This is a genomic window from Streptomyces sp. NPDC025273 (genome assembly GCF_040638585.1).
In the GTDB taxonomy this organism is placed as follows: domain Bacteria; phylum Actinomycetota; class Actinomycetes; order Streptomycetales; family Streptomycetaceae; genus Streptomyces; species Streptomyces cinereorectus.
The window spans coordinates 100,795-120,915 of record NZ_JBEZYP010000010.1; the positions used below are offsets into that span (position 1 = coordinate 100,795).

General features: G+C 71.0%; 21 protein-coding genes and 1 pseudogene. 10 read left to right on the forward strand and 12 right to left on the reverse strand.

Features of this window, described 5'->3' with window-relative positions:
• Positions 1–13 precede the first annotated feature (13 nt).
• Positions 14–1,840, reverse strand: a complete 1,827-nt coding sequence (locus AB0F38_RS18395; RefSeq protein ID WP_361893889.1) for a phosphoenolpyruvate carboxykinase (GTP) — start codon at positions 1,838–1,840, stop codon at positions 14–16.
• Positions 1,841–2,051: 211 nt separating this feature from the next.
• Here AB0F38_RS18395 and AB0F38_RS18400 point away from each other — a divergent pair, with 211 nt between their 5' ends.
• Positions 2,052–2,735, forward strand: a complete 684-nt coding sequence (locus tag AB0F38_RS18400; RefSeq protein WP_361893892.1) for a hemolysin III family protein — start codon at positions 2,052–2,054, stop codon at positions 2,733–2,735.
• Positions 2,736–2,769: 34 nt separating this feature from the next.
• On the opposite strand, the gene AB0F38_RS18405 is transcribed toward AB0F38_RS18400, so the two are convergent.
• The gene (locus tag AB0F38_RS18405) at positions 2,770–4,788 is read right to left on the reverse strand and encodes a thioredoxin domain-containing protein (protein ID WP_361893895.1); all 2,019 of its coding nucleotides are present in this window, start codon (positions 4,786–4,788) and stop codon (positions 2,770–2,772) included.
• A gap of 144 nt (positions 4,789–4,932) precedes the next feature.
• Here AB0F38_RS18405 and AB0F38_RS18410 point away from each other — a divergent pair.
• A pseudogene (locus tag AB0F38_RS18410) lies at positions 4,933–5,367 on the forward strand (hypothetical protein); the annotation flags it as partial.
• A 37-nt stretch (positions 5,368–5,404) separates the two neighbouring features.
• Here the strand turns inward: AB0F38_RS18410 and AB0F38_RS18415 are convergent.
• Together AB0F38_RS18415 and mca are read right to left on the reverse strand one after the other, a co-directional pair.
• Positions 5,405–5,635: a hypothetical protein gene (locus AB0F38_RS18415; protein WP_361893898.1), complete on the reverse strand. Its 231-nt coding sequence runs from the start codon at positions 5,633–5,635 to the stop codon at positions 5,405–5,407.
• A 1-nt stretch (position 5,636) separates the two neighbouring features.
• Positions 5,637–6,518 carry a mycothiol conjugate amidase Mca gene (mca, locus tag AB0F38_RS18420; protein ID WP_361893901.1) on the reverse strand — a complete coding sequence of 294 codons (882 nt, stop codon included), beginning with the start codon at positions 6,516–6,518 and terminating at the stop codon, positions 5,637–5,639.
• A gap of 97 nt (positions 6,519–6,615) precedes the next feature.
• Here mca and AB0F38_RS18425 point away from each other — a divergent pair, with 97 nt between their 5' ends.
• Positions 6,616–7,017: a DUF4307 domain-containing protein gene (locus AB0F38_RS18425; protein WP_361893904.1), complete on the forward strand. Its 402-nt coding sequence runs from the start codon at positions 6,616–6,618 to the stop codon at positions 7,015–7,017.
• 212 nt (positions 7,018–7,229) lie between these two features.
• Positions 7,230–7,727, forward strand: a complete 498-nt coding sequence (gene greA / locus AB0F38_RS18430; protein ID WP_361893907.1) for a transcription elongation factor GreA — start codon at positions 7,230–7,232, stop codon at positions 7,725–7,727.
• 55 nt (positions 7,728–7,782) lie between these two features.
• Here greA and AB0F38_RS18435 read toward each other — a convergent pair whose 3' ends face one another.
• From AB0F38_RS18435 to ilvA, 3 genes are all read right to left on the reverse strand, one after another.
• Positions 7,783–8,640: an ABC transporter permease gene (locus AB0F38_RS18435; RefSeq protein ID WP_361893910.1), complete on the reverse strand. Its 858-nt coding sequence runs from the start codon at positions 8,638–8,640 to the stop codon at positions 7,783–7,785.
• Positions 8,637–9,644: an ATP-binding cassette domain-containing protein gene (locus AB0F38_RS18440; RefSeq protein WP_361893913.1), complete on the reverse strand. Its 1,008-nt coding sequence runs from the start codon at positions 9,642–9,644 to the stop codon at positions 8,637–8,639. The genes AB0F38_RS18435 and AB0F38_RS18440 overlap by 4 nt, the downstream gene beginning before the upstream one ends.
• Before the next feature lie 125 nt (positions 9,645–9,769).
• Positions 9,770–10,999, reverse strand: a complete 1,230-nt coding sequence (ilvA, locus tag AB0F38_RS18445; protein ID WP_361893916.1) for a threonine ammonia-lyase — start codon at positions 10,997–10,999, stop codon at positions 9,770–9,772.
• A gap of 157 nt (positions 11,000–11,156) precedes the next feature.
• Between ilvA and AB0F38_RS18450 the strand changes: the two genes are divergently transcribed.
• Positions 11,157–11,687, forward strand: coding sequence for a MarR family transcriptional regulator (locus tag AB0F38_RS18450; protein ID WP_361893919.1), 531 nt, complete (start codon positions 11,157–11,159; stop codon positions 11,685–11,687).
• A 168-nt stretch (positions 11,688–11,855) separates the two neighbouring features.
• Positions 11,856–12,047 carry a DUF1059 domain-containing protein gene (locus AB0F38_RS18455; RefSeq protein WP_361893922.1) on the forward strand — a complete coding sequence of 64 codons (192 nt, stop codon included), beginning with the start codon at positions 11,856–11,858 and terminating at the stop codon, positions 12,045–12,047.
• A gap of 87 nt (positions 12,048–12,134) precedes the next feature.
• Here AB0F38_RS18455 and AB0F38_RS18460 read toward each other — a convergent pair whose 3' ends face one another.
• Positions 12,135–13,280, reverse strand: coding sequence for a cystathionine gamma-synthase (locus AB0F38_RS18460; RefSeq protein ID WP_361893925.1), 1,146 nt, complete (start codon positions 13,278–13,280; stop codon positions 12,135–12,137).
• 67 nt (positions 13,281–13,347) lie between these two features.
• Between AB0F38_RS18460 and AB0F38_RS18465 the strand changes: the two genes are divergently transcribed.
• The 4 genes from AB0F38_RS18465 (at position 13,348) to AB0F38_RS18480 (ending at position 16,675) form a co-directional block, all read left to right on the forward strand.
• Positions 13,348–14,451, forward strand: a complete 1,104-nt coding sequence (locus AB0F38_RS18465) for a hypothetical protein (protein WP_361893928.1) — start codon at positions 13,348–13,350, stop codon at positions 14,449–14,451.
• Between the two features lie 84 nt (positions 14,452–14,535).
• On the forward strand, positions 14,536–15,246 hold the full coding sequence (gene msrA / locus AB0F38_RS18470) for a peptide-methionine (S)-S-oxide reductase MsrA (RefSeq protein WP_361893931.1): 711 nt from the start codon (positions 14,536–14,538) through the stop codon (positions 15,244–15,246).
• A gap of 183 nt (positions 15,247–15,429) precedes the next feature.
• The gene (locus tag AB0F38_RS18475) at positions 15,430–16,068 is read left to right on the forward strand and encodes an ATP-dependent Clp protease proteolytic subunit (protein ID WP_361893933.1); all 639 of its coding nucleotides are present in this window, start codon (positions 15,430–15,432) and stop codon (positions 16,066–16,068) included.
• 1 nt (position 16,069) lies between these two features.
• Positions 16,070–16,675, forward strand: coding sequence for an ATP-dependent Clp protease proteolytic subunit (locus AB0F38_RS18480; RefSeq protein WP_361893936.1), 606 nt, complete (start codon positions 16,070–16,072; stop codon positions 16,673–16,675).
• Positions 16,676–16,707: 32 nt separating this feature from the next.
• Here the strand turns inward: AB0F38_RS18480 and AB0F38_RS18485 are convergent, their stop codons facing one another.
• From AB0F38_RS18485 to AB0F38_RS18500, 4 genes are all read right to left on the reverse strand, one after another.
• Entirely contained in the window at positions 16,708–17,088 is a 381-nt protein-coding gene (locus AB0F38_RS18485; RefSeq protein ID WP_361893938.1) for a helix-turn-helix transcriptional regulator, read from the reverse strand.
• 313 nt (positions 17,089–17,401) lie between these two features.
• Positions 17,402–18,781 (reverse strand): NADP-specific glutamate dehydrogenase, encoded by a 1,380-nt coding sequence (gene gdhA, locus AB0F38_RS18490; RefSeq protein ID WP_361893941.1) that lies wholly within the window; start codon positions 18,779–18,781, stop codon positions 17,402–17,404.
• Between the two features lie 265 nt (positions 18,782–19,046).
• A complete protein-coding gene (locus AB0F38_RS18495) occupies positions 19,047–19,214 on the reverse strand; it encodes a hypothetical protein (RefSeq protein ID WP_361893943.1) in 168 nt (55 codons plus the stop codon).
• A 166-nt stretch (positions 19,215–19,380) separates the two neighbouring features.
• Positions 19,381–20,064 (reverse strand): ABC transporter ATP-binding protein, encoded by a 684-nt coding sequence (locus AB0F38_RS18500; RefSeq protein ID WP_361893946.1) that lies wholly within the window; start codon positions 20,062–20,064, stop codon positions 19,381–19,383.
• Positions 20,065–20,121: the final 57 nt, after the last annotated feature.

A 20,121-nucleotide genomic window follows, 5' to 3' on the forward strand; every position in this document is an offset into this window, starting at 1 on the left:
ATCGGGAAGTGGATCAGCCCAGGCGCTGGACCAGCGCGTGGTACTCGTCCCACAGTTCCTTCGGTGTGTGGTCGCCGAAGGTGTTGAGGTGCTCGGGGATCAGGGCCGCCTCCTCGCGCCAGATCTCGTTGTCGACCTTGAGCAGGAAGTCCAGGTCGGACTCGGAGAGCTCCAGGCCCTCGGTGTCCAGGGCGCCCTTGGCCGGCAGGATGCCGATGGGGGTCTCGACGCCCTCGGCCCTGCCCTCCAGGCGCTCGACGATCCACTTGAGGACACGGCTGTTCTCGCCGAAGCCGGGCCAGACGAACTTGCCCGCGTCGTTCTTGCGGAACCAGTTGACGTAGTAGATCTTCGGGAGCTTCGACTGGTCCGCCTTGTCGGCGCCGACCTTGATCCAGTGGTTCATGTAGTCGCCCATGTTGTAGCCGCAGAACGGCAGCATGGCGAACGGGTCGCGGCGCAGTTCGCCGACCTTGCCCTCGGCGGCAGCGGTCTTCTCGGAGGCCACGTTGGCGCCCAGGAAGACACCGTGCTGCCAGGTGAAGGACTCGGTGACCAGCGGTACGGCGGAGGCGCGGCGGCCGCCGAAGAGGATCGCCGAGATCGGCACGCCCTTCGGGTCCTCCCACTCGGGCGCGATGATCGGGCACTGGCCGGCCGGGACGGTGAAGCGGGCGTTGGGGTGGGCGGCGGGCGTACCGGACTCGGGGGTCCAGTCGTTGCCCTTCCAGTCCGTGAGGTGCGCGGGGATCTCCTCGGTCATTCCCTCCCACCACACGTCGCCGTCGTCGGTGAGCGCGACGTTGGTGAAGACGGAGTTGCCCCACATGGTCTTCATGGCGTTGGCGTTGGTGTGCTCGCCGGTGCCGGGCGCGACGCCGAAGAATCCGGCCTCGGGGTTGATCGCGTACAGCTGGCCGTCCTCGCCGAACCGCATCCAGGCGATGTCGTCACCGATGGTCTCGACCGTCCAGCCGGGGATCGTGGGCTCCAGCATGGCGAGGTTCGTCTTGCCGCAGGCGCTCGGGAAGGCGGCCGCGACGTACTTCGACCCGCCGCGCGGCGGCGTGAGCTTGAGGATCAGCATGTGCTCGGCGAGCCAGCCCTCGTCGCGGGCCATGACGGAGGCGATGCGCAGGGCGTAGCACTTCTTGCCGAGCAGGGCGTTGCCGCCGTAGCCGGAGCCGTACGACCAGATCTCGCGGTCCTCGGGGAAGTGCGAGATGTACTTGGTGGAGTTGCACGGCCACGGGACGTCGGCCTCGCCCTCGGCGAGGGGGGCGCCCAGCGTGTGGACGGCCTTGACGAAGAAGCCGTCGGTGCCGAGCTCGTCGAGGACGGCCCGGCCCATGCGCGTCATGGTGCGCATCGAGACGGCGACGTACGCGGAGTCGGTGATCTCGACACCGATCGCGGAGAGCGGCGAGCCCACGGGTCCCATGCAGAACGGGACCACGTACATCGTGCGGCCGCGCATGGAGCCGCGGAAGACACCCTGCTCCCCGGTGAAGACCTCCCGCATCTCGGCGGGTGCCTTCCAGTGGTTCGTCGGGCCCGCGTCCTCCTCCTTCTCGGAGCAGATGAAGGTGCGGTCCTCGACGCGGGCGACATCGCTCGGGTCGGACGCCGCGTAGTACGAGTTCGGACGCTTGACCGGGTCGAGTCTCGTGAAGGTGCCCTTGGCGACGAGCTCCTCGCACAGACGCTCGTACTCGGCCTCCGAGCCGTCGCACCACACCACGCGGTCCGGCTGGGTGAGGGCTGCGATCCCGTCCACCCAGGAGACGAGCTCCTGGTGGTCGGTGGGAACAGTGAGGGGAGCCGCGATGTCGCGCGCCACGATCGCTCCTTGTCGAAGGTGTCTGTTTACAGGTGCCCCGTGGGGGCCGCGACCCGGATGCTTACCCCTTCGATTTCCCATGGCGCTCATCCGGTGCCGACCGCACTCATTTGATCATCCGACGATCGCGCCCATATGTCCAGAGGGACGCACACGTGAGCATCGCCACTCGGGCCGACCTACCTACGGAAGCGTAGGTAGCATGACGTCCATGACTTCTGCCGCCGCGTCCGGACCTGTCGAGCTCGACGACCCTGTCCCCGTGAAGCCACGGATGCGCGGCTGGCTGCACGCCGGTATGTTCCCCGCGGTGCTGATCGCGGGGATCTTCCTGATCGCCCTGGCGGACAGCACGCGTGCGCGGGTGGCCTGCGCCGTCTACGTCCTCAGTGCCTGCCTGCTCTTCGGTGTGAGCGCGGTCTACCACCGCGGGACCTGGGGCCCGGTCGGCGAAGCCGTGCTGCGCCGGCTGGACCACGCCAACATCTTCCTGATCATCGCGGGCACCTACACCCCGCTGACGCTGCTCCTGCTGCCCGAGTCCACCGGGCGGCCGCTCCTGTGGGCGGTCTGGGGCGCGGCGGCGGCCGGCATAGCCTTCCGGGTGTTCTGGGTCGGCGCGCCGCGCTGGCTCTACACCCCGTGCTACATCGCCATGGGCTGGGCCGCGGTGTTCTTCCTGCCGGACTTCATGCGCACCGGCGGCGTCGCGGTGCTCGTCCTCGTGGTCGTCGGCGGGCTGCTCTACAGCGCGGGCGGCGTCATCTACGGCATCAAGCGGCCGAACCCCTCACCGCGCTGGTTCGGCTTCCACGAGGTGTTCCACTCGCTGACCCTCGCGGCGTTCATCGTGCACTACGTCGGCATCTCGCTGGTGGCCTACCGGCACGGCTGAGCCCGGCACGGGCCCAGCCCTCCCGCCGGTCCCGTCAGCCGCCCAGTTTCTCGGCGAGCTCCCCGGCGTCCGTCGTCGGCGCGTCGCACACGAAGTGGCGGCAGACGTACGCGGTCGGTGCTCCGCCCACCTCCGGCCGGTCCACCAGCAGCGGGAATTCCGTCCCGGCGTCCGGTCCCGCCCCCGCGGCGACCACCGCGCCGGGAGCCCGCCCCAGCAGCGCCGTCCGGTGCAGTTCCCCGCCGACCGGTCCGGCCACCGCCACCTCGCGCGGCCCGTCCAGCAGCGCCTCGGCGACCGCGAGCCCCCAGCCGGTGAACCGGGGAGCCTTCGGGCCGAGCGCGCGCACCACCCCGAGCGCCCCCTCGGCAGCCGTGCGGTGGGCCTGTGACCCCGTGTGCGCGGCGTACGAGAGCAGTGCGCCCGCGGCGGCGGTCCAGCCGGCCGGGGTGGCACTGTCCGTGGGGTCCTGCGGGCGGCGGATCAGCTGCTCCGCGTCGTCCGCGGTGTCGTACAGCTGACCGTTCTCGCCGGTGAAGTGTTCCAGCACGATGTCGAGCAGGAAGCCCGCGAACTCCAGCCAGACGCCCTCACCCGTGACGGAGGCCAGCGCCAGGAAGCCTTCCGCGACATCGCCGTAGTCCTCCAGGACCCCGGCGTTGTGGCCCGCGCGGCCGTCCCTGGAGGTGCGGCAGAGTCGGGCGACGTCGCCCATGTGGACCCGTACGAGCAGGTCGGCGGCCTCGGTGGCCCGTTCGACCAGATCCGGCCGGCCGAAGTACGCACCGGTCTCGGCGAGCGCGGCGACGGCCAGCCCGTTCCAGGCGGCGACGATCTTGTCGTCGCGCTCCGGCCGCACCCGCAGCTCGCGCGCCGCCAGCAGCCGGGCCCGCACGTCGGCGACCCGCGCCTCGTCCACCGGGCCCGTGCCCGGGAGACGCAGGACGGAGGACCCCTCCTCGAAGGTGCCTTCCGCGGTCACCCCGAAGTGTGCGGCGGCGAAGGCCGCGTCCTGTTCGCCCAGCACCTCGCGCAGCTGCGCGGGCGTCCAGACGTAGTACGCGCCCTCGACGTGCCGGCCGTCCGCGTCCTCGCTGTCGGCGTCCAGCGCGGAGGCGAAGCCGCCCTGTGCCGTCCGCAGCTCGCGCACCATGAAGTCGGCCGTCTCCAGGGCCACCCGCCGGGCCAGGTCCGAGCCCGTGGCACGCCACAGATGGGCGTAGACGCGGCACAGCAGCGCGTTGTCGTAGAGCATCTTCTCGAAGTGCGGGACGACCCACTCGCGGTCCACCGAGTAGCGGGCGAAACCGCCGCCCAGCTGGTCGTAGATCCCGCCGCGTGCCATCGCCGCGCAGGTGTCGGCGGCCATCTGCAGGGCGCCCTCGGCTCCCGTGCGGGCGTGGTGGCGCAGCAGGAACTCGATGACCATGGACGGCGGGAACTTGGGGGCGCCACCGAATCCGCCGTGCTTCTCGTCGTAGTCCCGGGTCAGCCGCAGCAGGGCCTGCGCCAGCTCCTCACCACCGGGTACGCCCTCCCCGCCGTGGGACAGGGAGCGGTCGGCGAGGTCCCGGACGATGCGCCCGGCCACCTCGGCGACCTCCTCCCGGCGGTCGGTCCAGGCGGCCACGACGCCTTCGAGCACCTGCCGGAAGGAGGGCATGCCGTGGCGGGACTCGGGCGGGAAGTACGTACCGAAGTAGAAGGGTTCGGCATCGGCGGTGAGGAAGACGGTCATCGGCCAGCCGCCCTGGCCCGTCGCGGCCTGGACGGCCTCCATGTAGACGGCGTCGACGTCGGGCCGTTCCTCCCGGTCGACCTTCACCGGTACGAAGTGCGCGTTCAGATACGCCGCCGCCTCCGGGTCCTCGAACGACTCGTGGGCCATCACATGGCACCAGTGGCAACTGGCGTACCCGACGCTGAGCAGCACCGGAACGCCGCGTTCGCGCGCCTCCGCGAACGCCTCGGGCGACCACGGCCACCAGTCGACGGGATTGTCGGCGTGCTGGAGGAGGTACGGGGAGGTGGTCTGCGCAAGTCGGTTGGCCATGCCCCAATCCTTGCGTACGCGGCTCCCCCGCCGGTCGACCGCCTCGCTCTCTCGCGCCGGAGCTCCCTGCGCGGGACACTGGGGGACGCATGCGGGAGAGCCATCGCTCGGAGGCCGAAAGACTGTTGGTACGCGCCGTGGAGGAGGAAAGGCGAGGTGGCCCGGGCGGAGGAGGAGCTGTCCACCGAGCCGGACCTGTACGGCCGCACCCGGGACGAGCGCGGGGAGGCCTGGGCCACTGACCCGGCTGGCCCCGGCTGCTGGACGGCGACCCGCCCCCGCGGTGGAGCGGCTGCGCGAGGCCCTGGCGGCCCGGCACCGGGGCAGCGAGGACGCGCGGGGTGAGCCGTGGACGCGGTACTACCTGGGGCAGGCGCCGAAGGGACGGCACGGCGGCGGCCCAGCAGCAGCTCGCGGACCTGCTCCTTGCCGCCCACCCGATGCGGGACGGCGAAGTGGAGGACTGCGCGGAGGCGTTCCGGGTGGTCCTGAACCGTGGGGCCGGCCTGGCGCCTCGGCCTGACCCCGTCCCGGCACGCCCGCGAGGTCATGGGCGTGCCGGTGGGGGCCCGGCCGTAGGCACGGGCCCGGTGTCCCGGGCGTGGGGGCCGGGGCGCTATTCCTTGGCTGCCCCGGCCGGCGCCTTCGGCTCCGCCGAGGACGGGTCCGGGGCCTCCTCGAAGTCGACCTTGCCCATGTGGCGGTTCATCGACTTCATCAGGAACCACACGCCCACGGCGAGCGCCGCGAAGACGAGGAAGCCGAGAACGCCGGGGGTCACCTTGTTCTTGTCGAGCTCATCGGCGGCGAGCGGGACGAGGTGAGTCAGTGCCTGGGTCGCGTACATATCAGGCATTGTCGCGGATGCCCGCGAAGAGGTCGCTCTCGGGGAGGGAGGTATCGACCAGGGACTTGGCGAGCTCGTACTCCTCGGTCGGCCAGACCTCCCGCTGGACGTCCATCGGGACCCGGAACCAGCCGCCGTCCGGGTCGATCTGCGTCGCGTGCGCGATCAGCGCCTTGTCGCGGATCTCGAAGAACTCGTCGCACGGGACGTACGTGGTCAGCGTGCGCTCGGCGCGCTGGAACTCCTTCCAGCGCTCCAGCCACTCGCCGTACGGGGACTCCAGCCCGCGCGCGAGCAGCGCCTCGTGGAGCGCCACGGTGCGCGGCTTGTTGAAGCCCTGGTTGTAGTAGAGCTTCTGCGGCTGCCAGGCCGGACCGAATTCGGCCTCGGGGAACCTCTCGGTGTCCGCCGCGCCGTCGAAGGCGATCATCGAGACGGTGTGCGTCTTGATGTGGTCGGGGTGCGGGTACCCGCCGTTCTCGTCGTAGGTGGTGATCACCTGCGGCCGGAACGAGCGGATCTTCGCGACGAGACGCCCCGCCGCCGTCTCGTCGTCCTCCAGCGCGAAGCAGCCCTCGGGCAGCGGCGGCAGCGGGTCGCCCTCGGGCAGACCCGAGTCGACGAAGCCGAGCCACTCCTGCTTGATGCCCAGGATCTCCCGGGCCTCGTCCATCTCCTTCTTGCGCACCTCGTGGATGTGCTCCTCGATGTACGCGTCACCCTGGAGTTTCGGGTTGAGGATGGATCCGCGTTCGCCCCCTGTGCAGGTGACGACCAGGACGTCCACCCCCTCGGACACGTACTTGGCCATGGTGGCCGCGCCCTTGCTCGACTCGTCGTCGGGGTGGGCGTGAACGGCCATCAGTCTCAGCTGCTCGGTCAAGACTCGGTCCTCAGTGATTCGTCGCGATGGTCGGCTTCTATAGTGACTGAACCGGGGGGTGGAAAATTCCTGTATCCCCGGCACGGGAGGAACGATCATGGCGGCGGTACGCGAAGCCTTGCCCGACGGGCGCTACGGCCGGTCCGAGGACGAGCGCGCGGACCGCAAGCTGAAGATCATCGGTTCGGTGCTGGGGGTGGCCCTCCTCGGTGTCGTCGGCTGGTTCGGTTACGACTACGTCGCCGGCCAGGACGTGAGCGGCGAGCTCATCAAGTCCAGGGTCGTCTCCGACGACCGGGCCGAGGCGCACCTGGAGGTGCGCAAGGAGCCGGACGCCGACGGGTACTGCACGGTCCGCGCCCTGAGTGAGAACGGCGCCGAGGTGGCCCGCAAGGACTTCCGGTTCGACGAGGACGCCGACCGGGTCGACAAGGTCGTCTCCCTGCGCACGACGTCCCGGGCGACCGCCGTCGAGCTGATGGTCTGTACCGCCGGCTGACGGCCGGCACCGGGCTTCCGGCCGCGCCGCCGGGCGCGCGCCGCACCTGAGCCGCGCGCTCCGGCGCCGACCGGCCGAGATGCCGGTGTGATGATTTACCTTCTCCCCCTTTTCGCGGGGAATTGTTAGGCTCGTGGTTTCGCCCACCCGTGGCAGCACATGCTTGGGGTAGGGCGATGCTTTGTATTCCCAGTACCGACGAGGAGCACCCTGTGACCCAGACCAGCGAAAACGTCACCTGGCTCACGCAGGAGGCGTACAACCAGCTCAAGGCCGAGCTGGAGTACCTGTCTGGTCCCGCGCGCACGGAGATCTCCGTCAAGATCGCGGCGGCCCGCGAGGAGGGTGACCTCCGCGAGAACGGCGGGTACCACGCAGCCAAGGAGGAGCAGGGCAAGATGGAGCTCCGGGTGCGCCAGCTCACCCAGCTCCTGGAGCACGCGAAGGTCGGCGAGGCACCTGCCGACGACGGTGTGGTCGAGCCCGGCATGGTCGTGACGATCGCCTTCGACGGCGACCCGGACGACACCCTCACCTTCCTGCTCGCCTCCCGCGAATACGCGAGCGGTGACATCGAGACGTACTCCCCGCAGTCCCCGCTCGGCGTGGGTGTGAACGGCAAGCGGATGGGTGAGGACGCCGAGTACGAGCTGCCGAACGGCAAGAAGGCGACGGTGAAGATCCTCACGGCGAAGCCGTACTCGGGCTGATCCGTACATCGACAAGCCCCGGCCGTGTGCGGCCGGGGCTTCGTCGTGGCGCGGGTCAGCCGGTGGCCGAGCGGTACCTGCGGACCGCCAGGGTGCGGAAGACCGCGATGATCAGCACGGACCAGATCACCGAGGCGGTGATCGGGTGCCGCATCGGCCAGGCGTCCGGGGTGACGAAACCCGGCGGCAGGTTGCCGAACAGCTCACGGCAGGCCTGCACCGTGGCGCTGAAGGGGTTCCACTCCGCGATGTGGCGCAGGACGGTCGGCATCTGGTTGGCGTCCACGAAGGCGTTCGAGATGAACGTCAGCGGGAAGAGCCAGATCAGTCCGCCGGAGGTGGCCGCCTCCGGTGTGCGTACGACGAGGCCGATCAGCGCGCCGATCCAGGAGAACGCGTACCCGAGCAGGAGCAGCAGCAGGAAGCCGAACAGCACCTTTCCGATGTTCTCGTGGGTCCGCCAGCCGATGATCAGTGCGACACCGGCGAGCACGACGAGGGTGAGCGCGGTCTGCACGAGGTCGGCGAGGGTACGTCCGGTGAGGACCGCCCCCCGGGCCATCGGCAGTGACCGGAAGCGGTCGATCAGCCCCTTGTGCATGTCGTCGGCGATGCCCGCTCCGGCGCCGGCGGTGGCGAAGGTGACGGTCTGGGCGAAGATGCCGGCCATCAGGAATTCCCGGTAGTCCGCGGACGAGATGGTGTTGCCGACCTTGATGGAGCCACCGAAGACGTAGGTGAACAGCACCACGAACATGATCGGCTGGATCAGCCCGAAGACGACCATCTCGGGGATGCGGGCCATACGGATCAGATTGCGCCTGGCGACGACCAGGGAGTCGGCGACGGACCGGCTGATACCGCTGCGGGGCCTCCGGGGGAGGAGTTCCGCGGTCTCCGTGGTGGCAGTCACTGCCCGTCCTCCTCACGGCCCTGTGCGGCCTGGGTCGATCCGCCCTCCCCGTTGGTCCTCTCCAGCTCGGCGGCATGGCCGGTGAGCGAGATGAAGACGTCGTCGAGAGTGGGGCGGCGCAGGCCGATGTCGTCGATCTCCACACCGTGGCTGTCGAGATCGCGGATGACTTCGGCGAGCAGTCTGGCCCCGCCGGCGACCGGGACGGTCAGCTTGCGGGTGTGTTCGGCGAGGGAGATCTCGCCCTTCCCGTGGGTGGCGAGCACCGAGCGGGCGGGTTCGATCTGGTCCGGCTGGTGCACGACGACCTCGACGCGCTCCCCGCCCGTGCGGGCCTTGAGCTGGTCGGAGGTGCCCCGCGCGATGACCTTGCCGTGGTCGATCACGCAGATGTCGTGGGCCAGGTGGTCGGCCTCCTCCAGGTACTGGGTGGTCAGCAGCAGCGTCGTACCGCCCGCGACGAGCTCCTGGATGACCTCCCACAGCTGCTGCCGGTTGCGCGGGTCGAGTCCCGTGGTGGGCTCGTCCATGAACATCACCGGCGGGGAGACGACGAGCGCCGCCGCCAGGTCGAGGCGGCGGCGCATGCCCCCGGAGTACGTCTTCGCGGTGCGGTCGGCCGCGGCCGAGAGGTTGAACCTCTCCAGCAGCTGCACCGCCCGTCTCTTCGCGTCACGCGCGCTCATCTGGTAGAGCTGACCGACCATCTGCAGGTTCTCGCGGCCGGTCAGGTACTCGTCGACCGCCGCGAACTGGCCGGAGAGCCCGATCGAGCGACGCACCTCGTCGGGATGCCTCAGTACGTCGATGCCCGCCACGACCGCCCGTCCGCTGTCCGGCTGGAGCAGGGTGGTCAGCACGCGTACGACGGTCGTCTTGCCGGCACCGTTGGGCCCCAGCAGGCCCAGAACGGTGCCCTCGGGTACGTCGAGATCGACGCCGTCCAGTGCTCGTACCTCGCCGAAGGTCTTCACCAGGCCTTCGGCGTAAATGGCGCCTGGCATACGGGATCCCCCAGTCGCTTTCGGGTGACTTCCTGAGCCGATCCTAGATTTCCCGGCGCTCCCGCGCCGGGAGGACGGGACCGCCCGGCGCTGCACGCCAGGGCGGCGCATCGCGGTCCCGAGGGTCAGCCCATGACCAGATAGCCCGCGTCCCGCAGTGCGCGAGCCACCTCCTCGCAGTGCTCCGGGCCCTTGGTCTCCAGGTGCAGCTCCACCTCCGCCTCGGTGAGACCCAGGCGGGGATCGGTCCGCACATGGCTGATGTCGAGCACGTTCGCGTCGGCCACGGACAGCGTGCCCAGAAGTGCGGCCAGCGCCCCCGGACGGTCGGTGAGCCGCAGCCGCAGGCTCAGGTAGCGGCCCGCGGCGGCCATGCCGTGCGTAAGGATGCGCTGCATCAGCAGAGGGTCCACGTTGCCGCCCGACAGCACGGCGACGACCGGCCCGTGGAACGCCTTCGGGTCGCTGAGCAGCGCCGCGACCGGGCTCGCCCCGGCCGGCTCGACGACCAGCTTCGCCCGCTCCAGGCAGAGCAGCAACGCGCTGGAGAGCTCGTCCTCGGTGACCGTACGGACCTCGTCGACCAGCTCCTGGACCAGCTGGAAGGGGAGGTCGCCGGGGCGGCCCACCTTGATGCCGTCGGCCATGGTCTGCACCGAGCCGAGCGCCACGGGATGCCCGGCGGCCAGCGACGGCGGGTAGCCGGCAGCGCCCGCCGCCTGGACACCGACGATCCTGACGTCGGGGCGCAGCGCCTTCACCCCGACCGCGATCCCGGCGGCGAGGCCGCCGCCCCCGATGCCGACGACGATCGTGCGGACCTCCGGGCACTGTTCGAGGATCTCCAGGCCCACGGTGCCCTGGCCGGCGATGACGTCCGGGTGGTCGAAGGGGTGGATGAAGACCGCCCCGGTCTCCTGCGCGTACTCCTGGGCGGCGGCGAGCGTCTCGTCCACCACATGGCCGTACATCCGGACCTGCGCCCCGTACTCACGGGTCGCCGCCACCTTCGGCAGGGGGGCGCCGACCGGCATGAAGACCGTCGAACGTACGCCGAGCAGCGAGGAGGCGAGTGCGACACCCTGCGCATGGTTTCCGGCGCTCGCGGCCACCACGCCCGCCGCCCGTTCGACGGGGCTGAGACCGGCGATCCGTACGTACGCCCCGCGCAGTTTGAACGAGCCGGTGCGCTGCAGGTTCTCGCACTTGAGGTGGACGGGCGCGCCGACGAGGGCGCTCAGATGACGGCTGCCCTCCATCCCCGTCGTCCTGGCCACCCCGGACAGCATCTTCTGCGCCCCCCGGATGTCGTCGAGGATCAGCGGCGGAAAAGGGCCGGACGTACGGAAGGTCATGACAGCAAGTCTTGCAGCTCAAAGCGCCGCAGGCCGTCGCATCTCATGGTGGCCCGCGGTGGTGTCCAGAGGTTTGTCCAGCGCCGGTACGCGGTGCCCCGTGGCCGCGTACTCTGTCCCCCACCCATCCGACACCGCACGAAGAGAGCCCCCGGCCATGCCCCCTCAGGACATGACGACTGCCGCGTCTCCTTCCGGAGGCTCCGCCTCCGGACACCCGGGAACGGACCACCTCCTCGACGCACTCCAGCACCAGGTGGCCGTCTTCGCCCGCCGCGCCGAGCAGACCCGCCTCGGCGGTGTCGGCCAGGTCCGCAACTCCATGGACCGGGCGGCCTATCTGCTGCTCAACCGGCTCGACCTGGAAGGCCCGATGGGCGTGAAGGCACTGGCCGCGGGCATGGGGATCGACTCCTCGACCGTGACCCGGCAGGTCGCGCCGCTCGTCGACACCGGCCTGGTCAAGCGCACCTCGCACCCGGAGGACGGGCGGGCGGTCGTCCTGCAGCTGTCCCCGCGCGGCCAGGCCCGCCTGGAGGAGGTCCGCGCCTCGCGGCGCGAGCTGATGTCCCAGGTGACCGGGGACTGGAGCGAGGAGGAGCGCGACACGTTCTGCGCCCTGCTCACCCGGTTCAACGCGTCGCTGGCCGCCCGGCAGGCCGCACACCAGTCGGCACACGACAACTGACCTTCGCCGCCCTCGCGCGGCCGCGTCCGCGGTGTGGGCGGGGTGACGGGCCCGGGACGACACCCCGCCCTCGACGACTTCCCCGGGCGGCCGGTGACGTCCGGTGTCCCGCGGGAGCGTGCGGATCTACCCTGGAAGGGACGGCATCGACGAGCCGAGGAGGCCGTCATGACACGGAAGATCGCGGACTGCCGCAACTACCCGAGCGTCTCGAACTGCTCCCTCGCCATCTCCGGCGAGGAGGACGAAGTGGTCCGGGCCGCCGCCGAGCACGCCGTCTCGGTCCACGAGCACACGGACAGCCCCGAACTGCGCGAGCAGATCCGGGCCACTCTGGAGGACGAGAAGGCCGCCGTCTGACGGCACCCGGTCCCGCCGCCACGGCGCACCGTGCTGCCGTCCGACGGCCGGGTGGTATCTCCCGCGGCCGTCGGACGGACGGGGTGTCTAGCCGAGGGCCTGTGTCAGGTCGGCCAGCAGGTCGTCGGCGTTCTCGATGCCGACGGACAGCCGGACCAGGTCGGCCGGCACCTCCAGCGGTGAACCCGCGGCGGACGCGTGCGTCATCCGGCCCGGGTGCTCCAGCAGCGACTCGACGCCGCCGAGCGACTCACCGAGCGTGAAGAGCTCGGCGCGGTTGCAGACCTCGACCGCCGCCTCCTCGCCGCCCGCGACACGGAAGGACACCATCCCGCCGAACGCCTTCATCTGCTTGGCGGCGATCTCGTGTCCCGGGTGCTCCGGCAGCCCCGGGTACAGGACCTGGGTCACCTTGGGGTGGCGGGTCAGCAGGTCGGCGACCTTGGTGGCGTTCTCGTCGTGCCGGTCCATGCGGACCGCGAGGGTCTTGATGCCGCGGAGCACCAGCCAGGCGTCGAAGGGCCCGGCAACGGCGCCCATCGCGTTCTGGTGGTACGCCAGTTCCTCGGCAAGCTCCGGGTCGCTGACGACGAGGGCGCCGCCGACGACGTCCGAGTGGCCGCCCATGTACTTGGTGGTGGAGTGCACCACGATGTCCGCGCCGAGCGAGAGCGGCTGCTGGAGGTAGGGGCTGGCGAAGGTGTTGTCGACGACGAGACGCGCACCCGCCTGCCGTGCCACATCCGCGACGGCCGCGATGTCCGTGATGCCGAGCAGCGGGTTCGACGGGGTCTCGACCCAGACCGCCTTGGTGCGGGGGGTGATCGCCGCCCGCACCGCGGACAGGTCGGAGGTGTCGGCGACCGAGAATTCCACGCCCCAGCGCGAGGCGACCTTCGCGAACAGCCGGAACGTGCCGCCGTAGGCGTCGTTCGGGATGACCACGTGGTCGCCCGGCGTCAGCAGCGTGCGCAGGAGGCAGTCCTCCGCGGCCAGGCCGGAAGCGAAGGCGAGCCCTCGGCGGCCGCCCTCCAGGGCCGCCAGGTTCTCCTCCAGAGCGGTACGGGTCGGGTTGGCGCTGCGGCTGTACTCGTAGCCGCCGCGCAGTCCGCCGACACCGTCCTGCTTGTACGTGGACACCTGGTAGATCGGCGGGACCACTGCACCGGTGAGGGGATCTGCCCTGTTGCCGGCGTGGATCGCAAGGGTCTCGAAGCTGTGATGGTCGCTCATGAGCCCGAGCGTAGTTCGTCCTGAGGGCACTTACGGGCCACTCCGCCGTCCGGGGACAATGGACCACATGGAGATTCTGTGGTTCCTGCTCGCGCTGTGCATGCTCGCCGCGGTCGTCGGCCCGATCATGCTGCGCCGTCGTGGCGGCATCCGCCAGGTCGCGCCCGGTTCCCCCGACGCCGCCGACCCCGACGCGTACGGTTTCGTACGCCAGGAGGAGCTGGACGTCCGGATGCCGGGACCCGACCAGGACCTCCTCGACGTCCTCGACGTCGTGCAGGGCACCCAGAAGTGGCGGGCGGCCTCCCAGCTCCTGGCGGGCACGCCCGGGGAGAGCGAGATCCGGTGGCAGCGGGTGCAGGCGTTCGCCGGGGCGGCCTCCCTGGAGCTGGCGCGGCGGCCCGGTGAGGGCGGGGCATGGCTGCGGAGGTGGCGCGCCGAGGCCCCGAAGGACGCGGGCGCCGCGGCGGTGCACGCGGAGTTCCTCGTGCAGCAGGCATGGCGCACCGGCACGGTGGGCACCGACGACTTCCGGATCATCCTGGAGGAGGCGCGCACGGTCTGCGGCGAGGCCGCCCTGCTGGCGCCGGGCGACCCCGTCCCGTATATCGTGGAACTGGCCGTCGCCCGCGGACTGGGCTACTCCCACGAGCGGTTCGACCAGCTCTGGGTGAAGATCATCGACCGTGCCCCGGCCCACATGGGTGCGCACATCGCCGCCCTCCACTTCTGGTGCGAGAAGTGGCACGGCTCCCGCGAGGAGGCCGACCGCTTCGCGACGGCGGCCGCCGCCCGCGCCCCGCAGGGCTCGCTGCTGGCGGCGCTGCCGCTGTTCGCGGTGTACGAGCATCTGCCGGAGGTCAATCTGGTGCAGGGCTTCTATCGGGGTGTCGTGGTGACGAAGGCCGTCGAGGGCGCGATGTTCGCGGTGCACGCCGCCCGTGCCGACGACCCGATGCTCGCCCATGTGCGGCATCTGCTGGTCCTCTTCCTCGTGCGTATGGAGCGCTGGTCGGAGGCGGTGAACCAGCTCGTCCACATCGACGGCCACGTGGGCGCGCTGCCCTGGACGCAGAACTCCGATCCGGCCGCCGAGTACACGGTGTACCGGGCGCTGGCCGTCGCCGGATACGAGGCGAACGGCGGCAGCCCGGCGACGCTGCCGCAGTAGCCGTCGGCACGAGGGGGCGCCGGAATCCACGGCGCCCCTCTCGCGTTGTACGGAGCGAACACCCACCCCCGGAGGAGCCCCCGCATGTTCCTGAACCACCGCACCCCACAGCTCCCCACTCCCGAGGAGGCCCTGCGCGGGCGTTCCGTCCCGGAATTCGCGGTCCCGTCCCGCCATACGGTCCTCGGCAACCCGCTGACCGGCCCGTACCCGCAGGGTATGGAGGTCGCCGATTTCGCTCTGGGCTGTTTCTGGGGTGCCGAGCGCAAGTTCTGGCAGACGGAGGGCGTGTGGACGACCCTCGTCGGCTACCAGGGCGGGTACACGGAGAACCCGTCGTACGAGGAGACCTGCTCGGGCCTGACGGGCCACACGGAAGCGGTCCGAGTCGTCTTCGACCCGACGGTCGTCGGCTACGCGGAGCTCCTGAAGCTCTTCTGGGAGTCCCACAACCCGACCCAGGGCTTCCGCCAGGGCAACGACGTGGGCACGCAGTACCGCTCGGCGATCTACACGCACTCCCCCGAGCAGGCGGAGGGCGCCGCCGCGTCCAGGGAGGCCTACCAGCGGGTACTGACCGGTTCCGGCTTCGGCGAGATCACCACGGAGATCCTCCCGGCCGAGGGGCGCACCTTCTGGCCTGCGGAGGCTTATCACCAGCAGTACCTGGACAAGAACCCCGACGGGTACTGCGGCATCGGCGGCACGGGCGCCACCCTGGAGTTCCCCTCGGAGACGAACTGGGGCCGCGCCTGCCCCACGGGCATCGCCCCGGCGCCCACCGCCGGCGACTGAGACCATCCGGCTCCCGGCTCCCGGTCGGGAGCCGGTCCCGTGGCGGGACCCCGGCCGCGTGGCGGCGGCCGGATCTGCCCGCGGCAGATCTGCCGTGGGCCGAGATTCCTGACCTGGCGGCCCTCCCGGGCCAAGAGTGGGGTGAGCGCGGCCGCACCGGCCGCCCCACCACCGGGAGGTCCGATGTCACCCCACCCCGCTGCCCGTCCACGCGCCACCGACGAGGACACACCGTCGACACGGTTCGACGACCACCTCGCCGCGCAGCTCCTCGGCCGGCGGATCGTCTTCCTGGGCACCCAGGTGGACGAGGTCTCCGCGAACCGGGTCTGCGCGCAGCTGCTGCTCCTGTCCGCCGAGGACCCGCGCACCGACATCAGTCTCTACATCAACAGCCCTGGCGGGTCCGTGACGGCCGGACTGGCCGTCTACGACACGATGCGGCTCGTCCCGAACGACGTCTCCACCCTCGCCATGGGGTTCGCCGCTTCCATGGGGCAGTTCCTGCTCACCGTCGGGACCGCGGGCAAGCGGTTCGCCCTGCCGAACGCGCGGATCATGATGCACCAGCCGTCGGCCGGCATCGGCGGCACCGCCTCCGACATCGCGATCCAGGCCGAGAACCTCGAATTCACGAAGCAGGCCGTCGAGCGGATCACGGCGGCGCACACCGGACAGTCCGCGGAGACGATCTCCCGGGACGGCGACCGGGACCGGTGGTTCACGGCCGCGCAGGCGAAGGCGTACGGCATGGTCGATCACGTCGTCGAGTCGCTCGACGACGTGCGCCCGGCCGGCCCGCGGCGACAGGCCGGGATCTGACATGAGCCAGTACACGATCCCGAGCGTGGTCGAGCGCACCCCGCTGGGTGAACGGTCCTACGACGTCTTCAGCCGCCTCCTGTCCGAGCGGATCATCTTCATCGGTACGGAGATCGACGACGGGGTCGCCAACGTCGTCATCGCCCAGCTGCTCCACCTGGAGTCGTCGAGTCCCGGGACCGAGATCGCGGTCTACCTCAACTCGCCCGGCGGCTCGTTCACTTCGCTGATGGCGATCTACGACACCATGAGCTTCGTCTCGGCTCCGATCGCGACGTTCTGCGTCGGCCAGGCGGCCTCGACCGCGGCGGTGCTCCTGGCCGGCGGCGACCCCGGACGGCGGTTCGTCCTGGAGCACTCCCGCGTGCTGCTGGGCCAGCCGGCCAGTGGCGGACAGCAGGGCACGGTCTCCGACCTCCGGCTGCACGCCAAGGAGATGCTGAGGATCCGCTCGCAGGTCGAGGAGGTCCTGGCCCGGCACACCCCGCACGACCTGGCGACCCTGCGGGCCGACACCGACAGGGACAGGATCTTCACCGCGCGGGAGGCGGTGGCGTACGGCCTCGCGGACGAGGTCCTCAGCCGCCGGGTCCTGACCACCGCCTGACGTACGCCCGGCCCTGCCCGCGTGGGACCGGGTCAGGCCGCCAGCCGCACCTCGCCGAGGGAAGCGCGGGCCGGGGACATCCGGGAGGCGGCCGTGCCGCGGCGGCCGAGCTCCTCCTGGGCCAGGGACAGCACGTCGGCCAGCCCGAGACCGAGCGAACGGGCGGCCGCCGCGAGGACCTCCGAGGAGGCCTCCTTGCGGCCGCGCTCGATCTCGGAGAGGTACGGCATCGAGATCCGGGCGACCCCGGCCACGTCCTTGAGCGTCCGCTCCTGGGCGAGCCGCTCGCGACGCAGCACGTCCCCGACGACGTCCCGCCAGAGCGGCTCTCTGGCGGCGGGGGCGGGGCACGGTGCCGTGGGGACGGGACGCAGGGGGATGACGCGGGCTCGGTTCTGCGCGTGGCTGCTCATCGCCCCAGCCTAGGAGCGCCGCGCCCCCCGCGGGAGGTGGAAGCGTTCCGCGCCGGGCTGATCTGCTGTTGGCTGATCCGGGTGCCGCACACCGGACCCGGGTGCTGTGCGCCGGGTCCGGGCCCGGCGTGTCGGCCAGGACATCAGGACGTGACAGGTGGGGGTGCCGGTCATGAAGTGACGGCCTGGCAGACGCGGGCACCGGTCAGGACGTGACGACGTAGCAGGTGTGGGCGCCGGTCACCGTCGTCGGATGAGTGCCGGGACCCGGGGCGCGTGCCGCGCCCCGGGCTGTCGATGCCTGAGGCCTGGCTCAGATCAGCCCCTGCGCCAGCATCGCGTCCGCGACGAGTTCGAAGCCGGCGATGTTCGCGCCCACGACGTAGTTGCCGGGGCTGCCGTAGCGCTCGGCGGTGGTGTGGCAGGAGTCGTGGATGTGGCGCATGATCTCCGCGAGGCGCTGCTCGGTGTGGGCGAAGGTCCAGGAGTCGCGCGAGGCGTTCTGCTGCATCTCCAGGGCGCTGGTGGCCACGCCCCCCGCGTTGGCCGCCTTGCCGGGGGCGAAGGCCACGCCGGCGTCCTGGAGGACGCGGACGGCCTCGGGGGTGGTGGGCATGTTGGCGCCCTCGGCGACGGCCTTGACCCCGTTGCGTACGAGGGCGAGCGCGTCGGCCTCGTGGAGTTCGTTCTGGGTGGCGCAGGGCAGCGCCACGTCCACGGGGACGTTCCAGAGGCCCGTGCCCTCGACGTACCGCACGTGTGCGCCGCGCCGCTCGGCGTATTCGGAGATCCGGCCGCGGCCCGTCTCCTTGATCTCCTTGAGCAGGGCGAGGTCGATGCCCTTCTCGTCCACGACGTAGCCGCCGGAGTCCGAGCACGTCACGACGGTCGCGCCGAGCTGCTGGGCCTTCTCGATCGCGTAGATGGCGACGTTGCCCGAGCCGGACACGGCGATGCGCCGGCCGTCGAGGCTGTCGCCCTGGCTGCGGAGCATTTCGGCGGTGAACAGGACGCAGCCGTAGCCGGTCGCCTCGGTGCGCACCAGGGCGCCGCCCCAGCCGAGGCCCTTTCCGGTGAGGACGCCTGACTCGTAGCGGTTGGTGATCCGCTTGTACTGGCCGAACAGGTAGCCGATCTCGCGGCCGCCCACACCGATGTCGCCGGCCGGGACGTCGGTGTACTCGCCCAGATGGCGGTGGAGTTCGGTCATGAAGGACTGGCAGAACCGCATGATCTCGGCGTCGGAGCGGCCCTTGGGGTCGAAGTCCGCGCCGCCCTTGCCGCCGCCGATCGGCATGCCGGTGAGGGCGTTCTTGAAGATCTGCTCGAAGCCGAGGAACTTCACGATCCCGAGGTTGACCGAGGGGTGGAAGCGCAGTCCGCCCTTGTACGGGCCGAGCGCGCTGGAGAACTCCACGCGGAAGCCGCGGTTGACATGGATGTCGCCGGAGTCGTCCGACCACGGCACCCGGAAGATGAGCTGCCGCTCGGGCTCGCAGATCCGCTCGATGATCCGCGCGTCGACGAACTCCGGCCGCTGCGCCAGCACCGGGCCGAGGGTTTCGAGGACCTCGCGTACCGCCTGGTGGAACTCCCTCTCGCCCTGGTTGCGCCGGAGGATCTGGGCGTAGAGCGGCTCGATGACACGGCTCTCGGCGGTGTGCGGGGTGACGGAGTGGGAGCTGGCCGGCATCTGATCAAGACCTTCCGTGAGTGGGCGTCATGCGCGTCGGCGCTCCCGTCCCCAGGGCGCCGCTGGTCCCCCTCCCGGAGGAGAGCCCCACGGAGGCGACGCTGCTCCCGGAGACGTACGGAACCGTTGCACCGGCCAATTGTCCCAGTACCCACCGAAGATCTTCATCGGCATCCACATGCTGGCCGCGGGTCACCCCGCGCGCGGGACCTCCGGGGCGGCGGGGCTCACCACCGGACGGGTTCGGCCGTGAGGGTTCCGGCGCTCAGGACTCGCGCGGCCCGCGCAGCATCCAGAGCCCCGCACCGGAGCCGATGACGGCCACGCCCGCGCAGATGCTGAGGGCGAGCCGCAGTCCGTCGTCCTCGGCGAGGTTGAGGAAGACGTTCGCGGCGAGGGCGACACAGAACACGAGCCGGAGCAGGGCCTTCATGGGTTCCTCCATGGTTTCGGTGAGGTGTCCGAGTCTTCCCGGGTGCGGTGGCCCCGGCGAGGGTGCGGACCCCCGGATCCGTGGTGCAGCGCGCTCCACCCGTGGCCCCGGAACGCCTGGGGCCCGCCCCCGGAGGGGCGGGCCCCAGGACGACCGGGGAGCGTGCTCAGGCCTCCGCGTTCTCCGTCACCGTGACCCGGCCCTCGCTGATGGTGGCCACCCTCGGTGCCTTGCGGGCGAGGGAGCTGTCGTGGGTGACCATCACGAAGGTCAGCCCGTGTTCCTTCCACAGCCCGTCGAGCAGGTCCATGATCTCGTCGCGCATGGACTCGTCGAGGTTGCCGGTGGGTTCGTCGGCGAGCAGCACCTTCGGCCGCTTGACCAGGGCCCGTGCGATCGCGACGCGTTGCTGCTGGCCGCCGGACATCTCGCTCGGCAGGTGGGTGGGGCGGTCGCCGAGGCCGACGGACCCGAGCGCTTCCGCGGCCCGCTCCCGGCGGGTCCTCGCGCCGAGGCCGAGCGGTACGAGCGCGGTCTCGACGTTCTCCTGGGCGGTGAGCGTGGGGATCAGGTTGAAGCTCTGGAACACGAAGCCGATGGACTCCGCCCGGACCTTGGTGAGCCGGGACTCGGGCAGCTTCGCCAGATCGACACCGTCGAGTTCGACGGTGCCCGCGGTCGGCCGGTCGAGTCCGCCGAGCATCTGGAGGAGGGTGGACTTGCCGCCGCCGGTCGGTCCCTGGATGACGAGCCTGCCGCCGTCCTCGATGGTCAGGTCGACACCGGCGAGGGCGTCGACGGCGGTCTTGCCGCGCATGTAGCGCTTGGTGACGCCGCTGAGCTGGTACACGTGTGAACTCCTGCTGTTCGTACGGGGGGGAGGGGCCGGGCGGGCGTCGTCCCGACG

Coding starts and splice junctions, on each gene's coding strand:
- AB0F38_RS18465 (WP_361893928.1), top strand. CDS start 13,348: ATGGAGATTCTGTGGTTCCTGCTCGCGCTGTGCATGCTCGCCGCGGTC.
- AB0F38_RS18480 (WP_361893936.1), top strand. CDS start 16,070: ATGAGCCAGTACACGATCCCGAGCGTGGTCGAGCGCACCCCGCTGGGT.
- AB0F38_RS18440 (WP_361893913.1), bottom strand. CDS start 9,644: ATGCCAGGCGCCATTTACGCCGAAGGCCTGGTGAAGACCTTCGGCGAG.
- AB0F38_RS18455 (WP_361893922.1), top strand. CDS start 11,856: ATGACACGGAAGATCGCGGACTGCCGCAACTACCCGAGCGTCTCGAAC.
- AB0F38_RS18400 (WP_361893892.1), top strand. CDS start 2,052: ATGACTTCTGCCGCCGCGTCCGGACCTGTCGAGCTCGACGACCCTGTC.
- gdhA (WP_361893941.1), bottom strand. CDS start 18,781: ATGCCGGCCAGCTCCCACTCCGTCACCCCGCACACCGCCGAGAGCCGT.
- msrA (WP_361893931.1), top strand. CDS start 14,536: ATGTTCCTGAACCACCGCACCCCACAGCTCCCCACTCCCGAGGAGGCC.
- AB0F38_RS18450 (WP_361893919.1), top strand. CDS start 11,157: ATGCCCCCTCAGGACATGACGACTGCCGCGTCTCCTTCCGGAGGCTCC.
- AB0F38_RS18475 (WP_361893933.1), top strand. CDS start 15,430: ATGTCACCCCACCCCGCTGCCCGTCCACGCGCCACCGACGAGGACACA.
- AB0F38_RS18485 (WP_361893938.1), bottom strand. CDS start 17,088: ATGAGCAGCCACGCGCAGAACCGAGCCCGCGTCATCCCCCTGCGTCCC.
- AB0F38_RS18425 (WP_361893904.1), top strand. CDS start 6,616: ATGGCGGCGGTACGCGAAGCCTTGCCCGACGGGCGCTACGGCCGGTCC.
- AB0F38_RS18495 (WP_361893943.1), bottom strand. CDS start 19,214: ATGAAGGCCCTGCTCCGGCTCGTGTTCTGTGTCGCCCTCGCCGCGAAC.
- AB0F38_RS18460 (WP_361893925.1), bottom strand. CDS start 13,280: ATGAGCGACCATCACAGCTTCGAGACCCTTGCGATCCACGCCGGCAAC.
- AB0F38_RS18405 (WP_361893895.1), bottom strand. CDS start 4,788: ATGGCCAACCGACTTGCGCAGACCACCTCCCCGTACCTCCTCCAGCAC.
- ilvA (WP_361893916.1), bottom strand. CDS start 10,999: ATGACCTTCCGTACGTCCGGCCCTTTTCCGCCGCTGATCCTCGACGAC.
- AB0F38_RS18415 (WP_361893898.1), bottom strand. CDS start 5,635: ATGTACGCGACCCAGGCACTGACTCACCTCGTCCCGCTCGCCGCCGAT.